Source organism: Pseudomonas sp. HLS-6 (assembly GCF_002753995.1).
In the GTDB taxonomy this organism is placed as follows: domain Bacteria; phylum Pseudomonadota; class Gammaproteobacteria; order Pseudomonadales; family Pseudomonadaceae; genus Aquipseudomonas; species Aquipseudomonas defluvii.
Genome location: NZ_CP024478.1, coordinates 2,780,110 through 2,795,262, shown reverse-complemented (window position 1 = coordinate 2,795,262; position 15,153 = coordinate 2,780,110). Strand labels below are relative to the sequence as shown.

The 15,153-nt window shown below is 60.4% G+C and carries 11 protein-coding genes and 1 pseudogene; all 12 read left to right on the top strand.

The genetic code is table 11. The annotated features are described in order from the left end of the window. Window positions 1-97: 97 nt before the first annotated feature. The gene (locus tag CS390_RS13050; RefSeq protein ID WP_099774880.1) at window positions 98-469 is read left to right on the top strand and encodes a DUF4280 domain-containing protein; all 372 of its coding nucleotides are present in this window, start codon (window positions 98-100) and stop codon (window positions 467-469) included. A 10-nt stretch (window positions 470-479) separates the two neighbouring features. Beyond that, entirely contained in the window at window positions 480-2,570 is a 2,091-nt protein-coding gene (locus tag CS390_RS13045; RefSeq protein WP_099776676.1) for a type VI secretion system Vgr family protein, read from the top strand. Next, complete coding sequence (gene tssJ / locus CS390_RS13040) at window positions 2,557-3,096, top strand: type VI secretion system lipoprotein TssJ (protein WP_099774878.1); 540 nt, start codon at window positions 2,557-2,559, stop codon at window positions 3,094-3,096. The genes CS390_RS13045 and tssJ overlap by 14 nt, the downstream gene beginning before the upstream one ends. Next, entirely contained in the window at window positions 3,083-4,423 is a 1,341-nt protein-coding gene (tssK, locus tag CS390_RS13035; RefSeq protein WP_065760183.1) for a type VI secretion system baseplate subunit TssK, read from the top strand. The genes tssJ and tssK overlap by 14 nt, the downstream gene beginning before the upstream one ends. Beyond that, window positions 4,420-5,631 (top strand): type IVB secretion system protein IcmH/DotU, encoded by a 1,212-nt coding sequence (gene icmH, locus CS390_RS13030; protein ID WP_099774876.1) that lies wholly within the window; start codon window positions 4,420-4,422, stop codon window positions 5,629-5,631. The genes tssK and icmH overlap by 4 nt, the downstream gene beginning before the upstream one ends. Window positions 5,632-5,677: 46 nt before the next feature. Next, window positions 5,678-8,965 carry a type VI secretion system membrane subunit TssM gene (tssM, locus tag CS390_RS13025; RefSeq protein WP_099774874.1) on the top strand — a complete coding sequence of 1,096 codons (3,288 nt, stop codon included), beginning with the start codon at window positions 5,678-5,680 and terminating at the stop codon, window positions 8,963-8,965. Between the two features lie 83 nt (window positions 8,966-9,048). Beyond that, complete coding sequence (locus CS390_RS24970; RefSeq protein WP_157767141.1) at window positions 9,049-9,651, top strand: hypothetical protein; 603 nt, start codon at window positions 9,049-9,051, stop codon at window positions 9,649-9,651. A gap of 3 nt (window positions 9,652-9,654) precedes the next feature. Continuing rightward, window positions 9,655-9,786, top strand: a pseudogene (locus CS390_RS13015) (IS5/IS1182 family transposase); the annotation flags it as partial. 271 nt (window positions 9,787-10,057) lie between these two features. Then, window positions 10,058-12,298 carry a TonB-dependent siderophore receptor gene (locus tag CS390_RS13010; protein WP_099774870.1) on the top strand — a complete coding sequence of 747 codons (2,241 nt, stop codon included), beginning with the start codon at window positions 10,058-10,060 and terminating at the stop codon, window positions 12,296-12,298. Window positions 12,299-12,367: 69 nt separating this feature from the next. Further along, window positions 12,368-13,408, top strand: coding sequence for a GNAT family N-acetyltransferase (locus CS390_RS13005; RefSeq protein WP_099774868.1), 1,041 nt, complete (start codon window positions 12,368-12,370; stop codon window positions 13,406-13,408). A gap of 103 nt (window positions 13,409-13,511) precedes the next feature. Then, on the top strand, window positions 13,512-13,715 hold the full coding sequence (locus CS390_RS13000) for an MbtH family NRPS accessory protein (RefSeq protein ID WP_099774866.1): 204 nt from the start codon (window positions 13,512-13,514) through the stop codon (window positions 13,713-13,715). 114 nt (window positions 13,716-13,829) lie between these two features. Next, on the top strand, window positions 13,830-15,149 hold the full coding sequence (locus CS390_RS12995) for a lysine N(6)-hydroxylase/L-ornithine N(5)-oxygenase family protein (protein ID WP_099774865.1): 1,320 nt from the start codon (window positions 13,830-13,832) through the stop codon (window positions 15,147-15,149). Window positions 15,150-15,153: the final 4 nt, after the last annotated feature.

The following is a 15,153-nucleotide window of genomic DNA, read 5'->3' as shown; positions in this document are numbered from 1 at the left end:
TTGGCCAAAATACCGCTTCACGTTTTCATCGGTGTCGGTTGCCGCATAACGTAACCAATTATTCAGCGGAGGGGCTGCTGTGCCAGAACAAGTTGTAATGGGGGCGTTGTTACGGTGTTCATTCGGGGCTGCGCCTGCGAACTTGGCTGTACTGCCGGTAAACCGCTACAACGTTGAAGGCCAGCCCGCCGCCAACATCATGGACCACAAGCCGATGGTCAACATCGCCCCGTTCGGCGTGTGTTCGTCGATGGCCAATCCGACGGTCTCCGCCGCGACGTCTGCGGCAATGGGGGTACTGACCCCAATGCCCTGTGTGCCGGCAACGGCCTCGCCCTGGACACCCGGCGCTGCCAAGACCCATCTCGCGGGGCAACCGGCGCTGCATAGCCAATCCACCTGCCTGTGCAACTGGGGGGGCGTGATCAAGATCGTTCAGCCCGGTACCCGTAAAACGATGATTGCCTGAGGGGCTGCACGTGACTAGCGCTTCTGCAAAACACGCCCCTACCTCCTGCTCCTTCGCCGGGCCGCCAGGTTCCACTGCGTTGTTGTTCGCCGGCCTGGACGGTAGCGAGGGGCTGAGCCAGTTGTTTGAATACACGGTCAAGGCCCTGAGCCCGGAGGGCGAACTGAAGGCCGATGATTGGCTGGGCCAGCCTCTGGTCGTCGAGCTCCCGTACGACTTTCAAGCGCCTGCACGTGTCCTGCACGCGCACATCTGTGGTTTCCGCCGTGTGGCGGATCAGGGCCAACTGCCGTGCTATGAGTTTTTACTGCGCCCCTGGTTATGGTTTGCAACCTGTGCGAGCAACAGCCGGATTTTTCAAAGCAAGTCGGTGCCTGAGGTGCTCAAGGAGGTACTGAGCGTATACCCGGGAAACCTGGACTGCGTGCCCCTTGAGCAGTACCCGGCATTGGAATACTGCGTGCAGTTCGGTGAGAGTGATTTCGCCTTTGTCAGCCGCCTGATGGAGGAGGCCGGGCTTTACTACTTTTTCCGGCACACCGCTGAAGGGCACTGCCTGGTGATCACCGATTCAATGAGTGAACACACGCTGCTTGAAGGTGATCATCGGTTTGAACTGGGTGGAGGCCAGCCCGAGCTGTTCAATCGCTTTTCGGCGTGGGTGCCGGAGCAGGTGTTGTGCAGTGGTCGAGTGCGTGCCACCGACTTCGATTTCACCAAGGCCAACACCCGCGAAGCCAGCGTGCTCAGCGCCGATGCCTCGGTGGTCATGGCGCATGATCAGGCCACTTATGAACACTACCACTACCCAGGGCACTTCAATGACGTCACTGCGGGTGAGGCAGCGACCAAGGTTCGGGTACAGGCGCTGAATGCCGAACAGCAGCGCATCCGCGCAGCAGGTTGCGCACCGTATCTTCTGCCCGGGGCCTGCTTCACCCTCGAGGGGCATCCCGAGCACAACCAGAACACGCATTACCTGATCGTCCAGGCACAGCTTCAGGCAACCTGTGTGACCTCGACCTACGGCGTCAGTGGCCCACGTTTCAGTTGTCAGGTCGTGGCGATCCGCAGCGACGGTTGCTACCGCGCCGAACTCAAGACCCCACCGCCAAAGATCGTTGGTCCGCAGACCGCGTTCGTCGTCGGCAAGGAGGGCGAGCCGCTGTGGGTCGACGAATTCGGGCGGATCAAGGTGCAGTTCCACTGGGACCGTAGCGACCAGCGCAACGAGAACTGCTCATGCTGGGTGCGTGTCGCGCAACCCCTGGCCGGGCAGCGCTGGGGGGCGGTTTTCCTGCCACGGGTAGGCCAAGAGGTCGTGGTGGAATTTCTCGACGGCAATCCGGACCGTCCGCTGGTGACCGGGAGCCTCTACAACGGCGGCATGCGGCCACCCTACGCGTTACCCGCGCAGGTCGCTCGCAGTGGCATCAAGAGCCAGTCGCTGGGGGCCGAGGATGTCTACAACGAACTGCGTTTCGAGGACAAGGTTGGCGCCGAGCAGTTGTTGTTCCATGCCGGGCGCAACCAGGACATCACGGTGCGTAACGATGCCTTTGAACACATCGGCAACGATATACACCTCAAGGTAGGCGGCAATGCTTACCGCCAGGTGATGAAAGACGCCCACGAGCACATTGACAGTGACCTTAACGCTCGGGTCAGCGCGGACTACTCGCTTGATGTCGGTGGCGACCAGGCCTGTGCGATCAACGGCAGTTGCTCGCTTGAGGTGGGCGCTGATCAGCAGATCAAGTTGGGCGGCGCGCATTCACTGGACATCGGCGCAGACAGCGATATCAAGGTTGGCGGCAAGTTCAAGCTCGGTGCCAGCAGTGTCGACGTCAAGGGCAGCCAGACGATCACCCTTGAAGCGGGCCAGACGCTGGTGCTCAAAGCCGGTTCCAGCACGGTGGAGTTAGGCCCCAAGGGGGTTTCGATCAATGGCGCGATGGTGGCCATCGACGGCAAGGGCAAGGTCGATATCAACGGGGGCGGCGAGGGTAGCTCGGCGTCCGCAGAGGCGCCGTCACCCAAACAACCGCAAAAACCGAAAAAAACCAAAGCCCCCAAGGAGGCTGATGATGGCCGCGACTAACACCGTTGCAAAGGTCCCGCGCACGGTGCTGCGAGGCACATTGCTGATGGCCCTGGGATTGCTGCAGGGCTGCCAGGCATTTGGCTGGTTTCAGGCGCCTGCGCCACTCGACCCGAAAAAGCGCGTGGACATTGTGGCGGCGCTCGATGTCAATCCGAACCTCTTTGGTCGTCCGTCTCCTGTGTTGCTCACGTTCTATCAACTGAGCGATGCCACAACCTTCCTCAAGGCGGACCTGTCACGGCTTGAGCATGCCAATGAGTCGTCGGCCGATGCGACCTGGCTCGTGCGCGAGACGTTTCAGTTAAGCCCTGGCGAACGGCGCGAACACCTTTTCGTACCCCATCCGCAGATGCGCCTGGTGGGCGTGGTAGCGGAGTACCGCGACCTGGATAACGCTCAATGGCGCGCGGTAGATGTCTTTCAAGCCCAAAGCCCCGAGGTACTGAAGGTGAACCTGGCGCGGGACAGGGTATCGGTTCAGGCCATTCCAATAGCAGAGGGCTTAACACATGCTCAGCAATGACGGCGTTGTCTGGTCGGAAGGCATGTTCCTCCAGCCGCAGCATTTCCAACAGCAACAACGCCACGTGCAGGCGCAGTTGGTTCAAGGGTTGCAAGCGGTACAGGCTAACGTCTGGGGGTTCAGCGCATTGAAACTCGACCCGGCGCAGTTGCTCCTGGGGCGAATCCAGTTGCTCGAGTGTGCAGGTGTTCTACCCGATGGCACGCTGTTCAGCCTCGATAGCCAAGGCCTGGCGCAGGCCGGCTTTGTGGTCCCTGAGGGTGCACGCGGGCTGGACGTGGTATTGGCCTTGCCCAGAGCGGGCGCTGCACACATTGACGTCGAGCACGCGTCTGCCGCCGACAGCCTGTCGCGCTACCATCAGCTGGAGGCCACGGTGCAGGACAGCACCGCCGAGGGTGCCGCAGAGGCGACCTTGCAGCTTGCCCGGCTCAACCTGCGCCTGGCACGTCGGCAGGACGTCGAGCAGTCACATGTGTACCTGGATGTCGCCCGGGTGCTTGAACGCAGTTCTGGTGGCCAGGTCAGCCTGGATGAGGCCTTCATCGCACCGGTTCTGAACTGGCGCCTGGCGCCGCGGCTGGCGGCATTCGTGGATGACTTCCTCGGCCGTGTTCGGCAGCGGGGCTACATGTTGGCGACCAACATGGGTGTACCAGGGCTGGGCGGAATCGCCGAGGTTCATCATTTTCTGATGCTGCAGACGATCAACCGAGCCGAGCCGATGCTCGCCCACCTTGCAAGCTACCCGGGCTTGCACCCCGAGGTCCTGTTCCGTGAGTTGGTCGCACTGGCCGGTGAGTTGGCGATTTTCTCTGAAACCAGCAAGCGGCCAAAGTCCTATCCGGTGTACCGGCATGATCGGCTCGCCGACAGCTTCGACCCCGTCATGATCGACCTGGCTCATATCCTCAGTGCGCAGGCCGGAACCGATGTAGTGCCCCTGGCCTTGAATGAGCGTGAACACGGTATTCGTGTTGCCGCCGTGCTCGACACCAGCCTGTATGGCAGCGCCCGCTTTGTACTTGCAGTGCGTGCGCAAGTGCCGGATGACGAACTGCGCAAGGTGTTCCCGACGTGCCTGAAGGTTGGGCCAAGCGAACGCGTCGCCGACCTCGTCGACCTGCAGCTACCCGGAATCAACGTCTGTGTTCTGCCGGCCGCGCCGCGTGAACTGCCGTATTACGCAGGCTTCAGCTACTTCGAGCTTCAGCGCGACAACCCGTTGTGGCAGGCACTTGGCAGCAGCGCCGGTTTCGGCCTGCATGTGGCCGGTGATTTTCCGGGCTTGCAACTGGCCTTCTGGGCGATCAAGGAGCCTCAATGAAACGCCGTTTCTGGACCCCTCTTGCAAACATCAAGGCGCGCTGGGGCGCGTCGGCGTTGCCGGCCCCGACAGCGCGGCCACATGACGCCTTGCCCGCGCTGAGCAGCGAAGGGCTTGGGCTGCATGCCAGTGACCTGCTGTATGAGGTCGTGCTGCTGCGCAGCCTTGAGCAGGCGCCCGACCTTGATGATCTGCGCGCCCATCTGGTCACCCAGATGCGTACGTTCCATCGGAAGGCGGTGGAGGATCGCGTACCGGTCAGCCTGGTTGAGCGCGCCCAGTATGCGATGTGTACGCTGCTCGATGAAACCATCTCCAGTGCTGAATGGGGCAGGGGAGAGTGGTCGAAACACAGCCTGCTGATGATCTTCCATGGCCAGACCTCAGGTGGAGACGGCTTTTTTGGCTATCTCGATGCTGCAGAGCTCAAACCTGAGGAAAACCTCCCGTTGCTGGAAGTGATGTACCTGTGCCTGGCCCTTGGCCTGGAGGGCCGCTACCGCATTCAGAGTGAAGGGCGCGCCGCGCTTGCGCTGCGGCGTAACCACCTGTTCGAAACGATTCGCATGCAACGCGGCTACCTGCCTACGGTCAGCCCGGATGAGCCGGTGCGTGGCTGGCGTCATGACTACTTCAGCCGTCGCCGTTATGTCTGGTGGGGGTGTGGGGCGTTGCTGGTGATGTTGGCGGCCGGCTTGGCCTATCACCTGGAAAACCGTTCCTACCAAACCCTGGTGCGGTTGCAGGCACTGGAGCAGGCACCGCTGAACACCTTGGCGCAGCAACTGGCCCTGGCGCTTTCCGCAGACGTACGGGCTGGCCGCCTGTACCTGCTTGAAGACGGCCTTGGCGTGCGCATCACGATCAGTTCCTCCGGTTTGTTTGCTGCCGGCGGTAGCGAAGTGGCGTCCCTCTACGAGCCTGTATTGAAGCGTATTGCCGCTGCACTGGAGCAGTGGCCGGTGCACATCAAGGTGATTGGCCACAGTGACGACACGCCGGTGGCGAGCCGCTTGATTTCCAATCAGGCATTGTCGCTGGCCCGTGCCGAGACCGTGCTTCGCGCGCTGGTGGGCAATGACATTGACCCTCTGCGCTATACCGCCGAGGGGCGTGGTGAGCTTGAACCCTTGTTCGCCAATGACAGCCCGGATAACCGTGCCCGAAACCGTCGCGTGGAAATTTTCGCCTATCCCACGCAAGGCTGACTGAGACGGCATTCCCCCACACCTTTTACTTGCGGATGTTGCTGCCATGCTTCTGCGCGCCATGAAAACCCTGCTGTTCGCCTGTTCGGCGCTGCTGGGCCTTGTAGTTATGATGTACCTGGTCCTGATGCATGGCCAGCGTCTGGCAGTCGATGGTTACGCACCCTTGGCCAGTGTGGTGAGCCGTCTGCTGCTCTGCGCCGGGCTTGCGGTTCTGGCACTGGTGCTATGGCTGCGTCGGCGTCGGCGCACAAAGGAAACCGATCCAGCGCCCTTGATCGACGCCGCGCCGCAGGAGGCCTGTTCGGACCGGGAACGGCTGCTGCGCGAGCGGCTGCAGGCCTGGTTTCAACGCGCCAGCGGCAGGTTGCCGGGGTTCTTGCTGATCGGCCCGCCGGGGCTGGACAAGGGCCCGTTGCTCGGCCTGAGCGGCAACGCCAACGACGACCTGCGCTGCACCACGGTGAGCGGTTTCGCCCTGTTCGATATCAACGGCAGCCTGCTGAGCCCGTCTCAACCTGAGCAGGCACGGCTGTGGCGTCTGTTGCTCGATGAGCTCAAACAGGCTGAGGTTGGCGGCACACTGCCGCGCGGAATCCTGCTGGTGCTGTCGGCGCTGCAGTTACACAAAGCGAGCGTCGCCGAACGCGATCAGTTGGCACTGATGCTCCGTGCGCGCCTTGAAGAACTGGCCAGTCGCTTTGGTAACGCCCTGTCGGTGCAGGTGATCGTCAGCGGTTGTGAGCAACTGCCCGGGTACACGGAGTCGCTGGCGTGGCTGGCGGCAGACCGGCGTGAATTGAGCCTGGCGTTTGCGCCTGCCCTGCGTAACCGAGACCTGCTCGCGACCTTAGGCCCGCGCATGAGGGCGCTGATTGCCGACCTGCACAGCACCGCGCTCGAACGTCTTCAGCGCGAGCCGGATGTTCAGGTGCGCTCCATGCTGTTCGGCTTCACGCCGATGTGGCGCGCACTCTCCATGAGCCTGCAGGCGGTGCTGGAAACGGCCCTGGCCCAAGAACGCGGCATTGCCCAGGTCGCCCTGCAGTCGGTGCGTTTCAGTGCACAACCGGCCACGGTCGAATCGCCGGCCCCGGTCTTGTTGCGGGCGTTGCACACCTGTTGGCGCCCCGGCCGACTGCGCACGCCAATGCGCCAGGGGCTGGCATGGGGCAGTTCATGGGCACACGTTCTGGTGCCGGCAATCAGCCTGATGCTCGGCCTGCTGTTGCTCAGCCTGCACCGCGATCAGACCCGTCGCCTGGAACACGCCGATCAACAGATAGCAGCGTTACAGCAGGCGCCCCATCATGCCAACACCCCGGTGCTGGGGGGCGACACCCTGTTGCGGCTTGATCGGCTCGCCCACATGGCGCACACCCTCGACCAGGGCTGGTTGCCCTGGTCGACCGGTCGTCAATTGCAGTTGCATGCGGCGCAAGCCTATGCGCATGCCCTTGAACAGCAGGTGCTGGCCGATCTGCTGCAGCGTCTCGAAGATCGTCTACGCCGTGCTCAAACCCTTAGCGAAGCAACACTGCGCCAGAGCCTGTCGTTGTACCTGATGCTTGGCGGTGAAGGGCGCTTTGATGCGCAAGCGCTGGGCGAGTGGTACGCCAGCGCCTTTCGCGACAGTGCCGGAAGCCGCCTGAGTGATGCGCAGCATCAGCAGTTTGACGAGCACCTGCAACGGTTGCTCAAACGCCTGGCACTGTCCACGCCACGGCCACTGGACCGCGGGCTCATCGAGCAGGCGCGCAACCAGCTGGCGGCTGAACCTGTGGCTCACCGGTTGTACCGGCAGCTACTGGAGCAGGTGGATGATCGCACCCTGAGCGAATTCAGTATCGCCTCTGTACTGGGCGCGGGCGGCCTGTTGCTGTTCACCAAGCGCAGCGGAGAATCCCAGGCCCGTGGGGTACCGGGGCTTTACACCGTTGAGGGGCACCGGCGTTTTAGCGCACGCGTCGAGCCAATGCTGGCGCTAGCGCTTGTACAAGAGCGACGCCTGATGGGGCAGGCCGAGGTGCTGAGCATCAAGCCCATCAAGGACGAGGTGCTAGCGCTCTACCATCAGGCCTATATCGAACAGTGGGAGGCGTTTTTCGACGACCTGCAAGTCAGCGGTCTGGATCAGTCCGAACATGTACCGCGTCGGTTGTTGCAACTGGCGCAACGCGACTCGCCGTTGCTGGAACTGTTGCACGCTGCGGCGCGCCACACCCAGCTGTCGCCCGTATTACCATCCCACGGCTTGCTGGAGCGCGCCCTGCAGAAAGGCGAGCACCTGCAGCAGCGGGTCGGCCTGGCTCAACCGGTACCGGCGGTTACCCCGTTGCCTCATCCGGTCACCCAGCATTTCAAGCCCCTGCACCAATGGCTGTCGGCCGAGGCACCGGCGAGCACGTCCGAGCAGTTGCTGCTCGCCTTGAAAGACACCGCCTTGTTCATCGACGCCAGCCAACAGGGCGTGCGGCAGAAAGTGCCCATGGACGCCAGCGATTCGTTGCAACGCCTGAGGGAAGAGGTGGAGCAACTGCCCGCGCTGCTTCAACCCATGATGCTGGACATCGTTCAGGTCGGTCAGCAGCACGTGCAGCAACACACCCGACACGTGCTTGAGCGTGCATGGGCCAGCGACGTCGCGCCCCTCTGTGAGCGTGCGCTGAGCGGGCGTTACCCGTTCGACGGCGATTCAGACACCCAGGTGTCGCTGGACGATTTCAACCGGCTGTTTGCGGCCGACGGCGTGCTGCAGCGCTTTGTAGAGCAGCACTTGGACGGCCAGCTTGATACCCGGTCACGCCCCTGGCGCTTGAACGAGGGCGCTTCGGTGGGCGGCGTCAGTGCGCCACTGCTGGCCACCCTGGAGAACGCCGCACAGCTGCGCGACAGCTTTTTCCCGGCGGGCCAACACCAGGCACAGCTGGCATTCGAACTCAGCCCGCTGATGATGAGCGAGCGCATCGCCCGTTTTACCCTGGACTATGACGGTGCGCGCTTGAACTACAGCCATGGGCCGCTGGGTTCGGCGCTGTTCGAATGGCCCGGCAAAGCCCTGGGCAGTGAAATCCGGGCCAGCGTGACACTGCTTGACGGCCGCACCCTCATCCGCAAAAGCACCGGGCCCTGGGCGTGGTTTCGCCTGATCGACCAGGCACGGCAAATCCCGACCGAAGATCCCGAGGCACGTCAGCTGGTGTTTGATTTCGAGGGCGAAGAAGTGCGCTTGCAGTTACGTGTGGGCCGGGCGGGGGCTCCGTTTGATAGTCAGGGGGTGAGGCGGTTTGATTGTGCTGTCATTAATAGTTTAATTGAGCAGTCCAAATCTTAATGGCACATATGTGATGCGCATTTCGCGCTAGGCAGCGGCTATGAAATTTACTGTTCTGTTTTTAGATGTCAATCAGTTGTTAAATGAAAAAAGGAGTGTTTATTTTGAATAGGCTGCAAAACAAGCGGGGAGCGATAGGCGCTGATCTATATAGAACCGATTCAACAGAAAGAATCCCAATCCCGCTATCTGCATTATCTCCACTCCGAATGGTAAAGCAAGAAGCTTTAGAGGACATGCTTCAAAATAAAAATCGTAAATTTTTGAATCTTACTGCCGTAAGAGACCAATACCGCATCACCATAATAAATGGAAGGCTTTACTATAAGAATTTTCCACTAACAACAAGGGAGGATGGTAGATTTAAGTTCATACAGGATCAAAGTGGCGATATGTTTGGCGTTGAGACAGTTGATGATCCAGATGGAATCAAGCACTCATCGCTACTGGGGAGCTCCTGGCCAATCTCTGCAGGAACAATTGTTGCTACAAATGGCATTGTGCAAGTTCTATCAGGTTCATCTGGACATTTTCAGCCAAGTGTCAGTCACTTGGCTTATACCGAAAATTATCTAAGGCAGAATGATGTCTTGGTTGTACAATTTCTGCCATTTTGGACGACTGAAAATAAATCACGTCGGGTCAAAAGAGATGTACCGTCTTATATGAAAAAATATATGAGCTGACGGATTTTTAACGCCTTATATGCCGGCAAATGTAAGTCGCTCCGCCGCGAACGCTTCCTGATCGAGATGGATCAGGTGGTACCCTGGAAGGGCTTTATTGTGCTGATCGAGCCCTATTATCCAAAATACCGAGGCACATAAGTTGATGCTTGATTTCGAACTAGAGGAAGTGCGCTCGCCGTCACGTCTAAGTCGTGTGGGCGCTTCATCCAGGCGACGCTGAAAGGCCGTCGCTACGCGCTGGCCTCCCCAAAAATTCCACTCTAGACCGCCACCTTCAAGGTGGCGGCTTCGTCTCAGGCGTTTCCTACGTTTGTGTAGGGAGAGTGTTTCCTGTTAGCGTTCGCAACTGTAAACTATTCTCAATAGCGACAGTCAACAACGTCTACAGGGAGCGGGGAGCGTCATGAAATTGGGGTTTAGTGCAGGGAAATTCGGGGCCGGTGCGTTCTCGTCACAGTGGCTGGGGCTAGGGGCTGTGACGGCGTTGAGCTCGCTGCTGCCGATGGGCGTGGCGTACGCACAGAACGCAGCCGATACCGGCTCCGGGACGTATGTGGAGTTGGCGCCTTCGGCAGTGGAGGCCAAGGCGGTGGAAGACACCGGTTACGTCGCCACTCAAGCGCAGGGCATCACCAAGAGCAACGTGCCGCTGATCGAAAACCCGCAGTCGGTTACGGTGGTCACGCGCAAGCAAATGAACGCACAGGATGCGCAAACCCTCAGCGAAGCCCTGCGTTACACCGCAGGGGTAAACGCCGAGCCGTTCGGCGCCGATAACCGCAACGACTACATTTACATCCGCGGTTTCGATCAGTCCAACGATGGCCTGTTTCTCGATGGCCTGAACCTGCTGAACCGCAACTACGGCATGTGGCGTGTCGACCCTTACAGCCTTGAAAGTGTTGAAGTGGTGCGTGGCCCCAGCTCGGTGCTGTTCGGCCAAAGCTCGCCGGGCGGTCTGGTCAACCAGGTCAGCAAGCGCCCGACCGCGGCGCCGATCCGTGAGATCCGGGCCGAGTACGGCAGTTACGACAAGAAAGTCGGTGCGTTCGATATTGGCGGCAAGCTGGATGACGATGGCCGTTTCCTGGGGCGTCTGACTGCGCAGATAAAGGACGGCTCCACGCAGATCGATCATGTCGACGAAGAGAGCTGGTTCATCGCTCCGGCACTGACCTGGAACATCGATGACAACACCTCGCTGACAGTCCTTGCGCAGGTTCAGCACGAGCGCCTGGGCTCGGTGTTCCAGTACCTGCCGTACGAGGGCACGGTCAAAACCAACCCATTGGGCCGCTATGACACCGACCTGTTCGCTGGCGAGCCGGACTTCGACCACTTCGATCGCGATCAGGAAAGCATCGGCTACACCTTCGATCATGTGTTCAACGATGTCTGGAGCTTCAAGCAGAATTTCCGCTACCGCCATTTGACCCTGGACTACAAGTCCATTTATGGCCTGGGTTATTACAACCCTGCACCAACGGCAGACCTGGCACCAGGCGACTTTGGCCAGGGTTACCGTGGTGCGTTGACCTCCAAGACCACCGTCACTGGCTGGGCATTGGATAACCAGGCCCATGCGAATTTCAACACCGGCCCTGTCGAGCATAACGTCACCCTGGGCGGTGACATGCAGTACACCACCTACGACATCTTCAACCAGGGCAGCCCGGGCGGTGACCCGAACCCCTTCGATCTCTATAACCCAACCTACGGCAACTGGACACCGAGCGACCTGGCGACGTCCAACGACGTGGTCAGCAAGGTGCGTCAGCTGGGTATCTACACCCAGGATCAGTTCAAGATCGACAAGTTTGCCTTTACCTTGGGTGGCCGGGTTGACTGGGCACGTGTGAACCAGGACAGCGACGGTGGTACCGGTGCCTACGCGACTGCGCGCAACGCAGCGGGTACCAACCAGCGTAACGACCGCAAGGCGACCTACCGCGCAGGTGTGGTGTATCTGGCTGACAATGGCCTGGCGCCGTACTACAGCTATTCTCAATCATTCGCCCCCAACGTGGGCCTGACCACCGACCTCATGAAGCCGACCACCGGCGAGCAACATGAGCTGGGTATCAAGTACCAGCCCAAGGGCTCCAACAGCTCGGTGACGCTGTCGTTGTTCGACCTGCGCAAGAAGGACGTCCCGACCCCCGATCCAACCGACCCGAGCGGCCAGCGGCAGGTCCAGATTGGCGAGGTCCAGTCTCGCGGCGTCGAGCTGGAAGCGGTTGCCAGCATCACCGAATCGTTCAACGTGATTACCAGCCTGACCTACAACAAGGTCGAGATCACCAAGGACACCAACTATGAAGGCAACCGGCCGTACAACGTGCCGGAGAAAATGGCCTCGATCTGGGCGGATTACACCTTCAGGAACGGTGATATCAAAGGCCTGGGCTTTGGCGCTGGCGTGCGCTATGTCGGCTCCAGCTACGGTGACGATGCCAACAAACTGGATATTCCGGCCTATGCCCTGGTGGATGCCATGGTGCATTACGACCTGGAAAACTGGCGTGTGCAGTTGAACGCCAAGAACCTGCTCGACAACAACTATGCCACCTGCCAAGGCACGGAGTTCCGTTGCAACTACGGTTACCCGCGCATGCTCTCCACCTCTGTGTCCTACAACTGGTAAGCGTCTGTAGCCATCTTCGCCCCCTCCAGGATCGAGGGGGTGAACCCATCCGCCAAGCAAGGTGTTGTCATGATTTTTTCTCCTTTATCCCTCCTGCAGGTAGATGGCCGCCGACTGTCCATCGAGCAGCAGGGTGATCAATTGAACATCGACCTCGAAGGTCGCTTTGTGGGCTCGCTCGTCGTGGCTACGGGGGGCCAACGTGCCCGGTTGATGCTGCGGCCGTGCGAGGTCGAGCAGGTCAAGGACCTGACACTGGCCGCCTTGCATGCGGCCTTCCTGGTGCACCCGGTACGTGAGCTTGCACTGTCGGTTACTGGGCAGGCTCAGGTCAGCCTTTTGTTGCGCGAAGGCCTGGCGGTTCATGCGCCCGACAGCGAAGTATTGATTTGCCCGCAGCACCTGTTCCGCCAGCATCCGCAACCCTGGCTGGCCTATCCACCGTCCAGCCAGTATCCGTTGCAGTACCGTCTGAGCAATGGCAAGCGCCATCCGCAACGTGCACCGCGTCAGCCTGGCACAGTGTATCGACGTTACGTGGCGGAAATCGCTGAGACGATTTCGTTGCGCACGCTCGATCCACAGCAGGATCTGGAGGTGTTCAGCCGTTGGCAGAATGACCCGCGCGTAGCTGCGTTCTGGGAAATGACCGGCAGCCAGCAGGCGCATCGCGAGTACCTGGACGCTTTGCTGGCAGACCCCAAGGTGCACCCCTTGATCGCCTGCTTCAATGATGAGCCTTTTGCGTACTTCGAGGCCTATTGGGCCCGCGAAGACCGCATCGCGCCGTACTACGACGTGCAAGATTACGACCGTGGCGTGCATATGCTGGTCGGGGAGCAGCGCTACCGGGGCGCTCACCGGGTGAGTGCCTGGCTGTCGTCGTTGGCGCACTTCCTGTTTCTTGATGACGCCCGCACCCAGCGCGTGGTGGCCGAGCCGCGTGCCGACAACGCGAAGATGATCAACTATCTGCAGCGGGCCGGTTTCTATCGCGAGAAGGAATTCGACTTCCCGCACAAGCGCGCAGCCATGATGATCTTGCCGCGTGAAGTGTTCTTCGCCGATGCCCCGAACCACGGCGAACAGGCGCTGGTTGCTTGTTCTTAAATTAAAATCATTCTCATTCGTCACTTCCTCGACAAGCCCAAACAGGTTGTAGGCATGTGCCTACGAATCATTTCGATGATTCCGTTCGACAGGAAGGAACACTATGAGTTTTGACAGTGAAAACGCAGTCTTCGTCGTGGTCGTCAATGGTGAGCAGCAATACTCCATATGGCCCGAATACAAGGCGATTCCCGAAGGTTGGCAGGAGGCCGGCAAGCGCGGCCTGCGGCAGGAGTGCCTGGCTTACATCGCCAGCGTCTGGACCGACATGCGGCCCTTGAGCCTGCAACAGCAATTGGCCCACTGACAGGCCGGCGACTGCCGGGAATTGAAGGGCGGATGCGTTTGCTCCGCCCCATGTATCAATGCCTCCTTGTCTGACCGAAGTCGGTAGCGCGGGGGCACCAAGAGGGAGCGCGTGATGGAACTGCTGCAAATGGCCAAGCGTCTGGATGTCGCCGGAATCGGCGTCGGCCCGTTCAACCTGAGTCTGGCCGCGCTTATGGTCCCCCAGGCACAGCTCAACAGTTGCTTCTTCGAGCGCAGGCCGCGTTTCGACTGGCACGCCGGGATGATGTTGCCCGGCACCTACATGCAGACGTCCTACCTCAAGGACATGGTCACGCCGGTCGACCCGGCCAGCCGCTATGGTTTCCTGAACTATCTGGTCGACAAAGGCCGCTTCTACCGATTCATCAATGCGGAATACACGAATGTGCGCCGCGTCGAATACGCGGACTACATGCGCTGGGTGTCTGAGCAGTTGACCAATGTCGCGTTTTCCAGCGACGTTCAGGAGGTAACGTTCGATGGCCATGATTTTGTCATCGGCTTCGCCAATCGTCCGTCCTTGAAAGCCCGGCATATCGTGGTCGCGACCGGTTTGCTGCCGCACATTCCCGAGTGGGGGCGCGTGCTGGGCGGTGAACATTGTCAGCACAGCCATGGCTACATGCATGCGCAGCATTCGCTGGCCGGTAAGCGGGTGACCGTGGTGGGCGGCGGGCAGAGTGGCGCGGAGATCTTCCTTGATGTGCTCTCCGGGCGTCGAGGGGTGGTGTCCGAGCTGAACTGGATCACGCGCCGTGCCAACCTTGAACCGCTGGATGAGACCCCGTTCACCAACGAATACTTTTCTCCGGACTACGTGCGTGAATTCTATGCGCTGCCGGAAGCCGACAAGCGCCGCTTGGTGGTTCAACAGAAACTGGCGGGCGACGGTGTATCGCCGGTGACCTTGCGCGAATTGTCCCAGGCGCTGTACGAGAACGAGTTCTTGAACACGCAAGCGGTGCCTGCACGCATTTTGCCGCAGCGTGAAGTGGTGGCCATGCAGCGCCACGGCGGCCATTTCCAGCTCACGAACCACAACGGTTTCAACGGTGCCCGCGAACGCCTCGATGCCGATGAGGTGATTCTCGCCACGGGCTATCAGCAGACCTTGCCCAAGTGCATCGCCGCCTTGATTCCGCGGCTGGTCCATGATCAGGAAGGTGGCCTGGTGCTCAATCAGGACTACTCCGCGCAGTGGGATGGCCCCGCGAGTAACCGGATTTACGTCCAGAACGCGGGCCGATACACCCATGGCATTGCAGACCCGCAACTCAGTCTGGCCGCGTGGCGATCGGCAGTGATCATCAACAGCATCGCGGAAAAGCCGCTGTATGCGACAACGCCCGTGCCACCACCGCTGACCTGGAGCCATGCGCGTGAAGAGGGCGGTCGACAGGCGCGGGCATAACCGC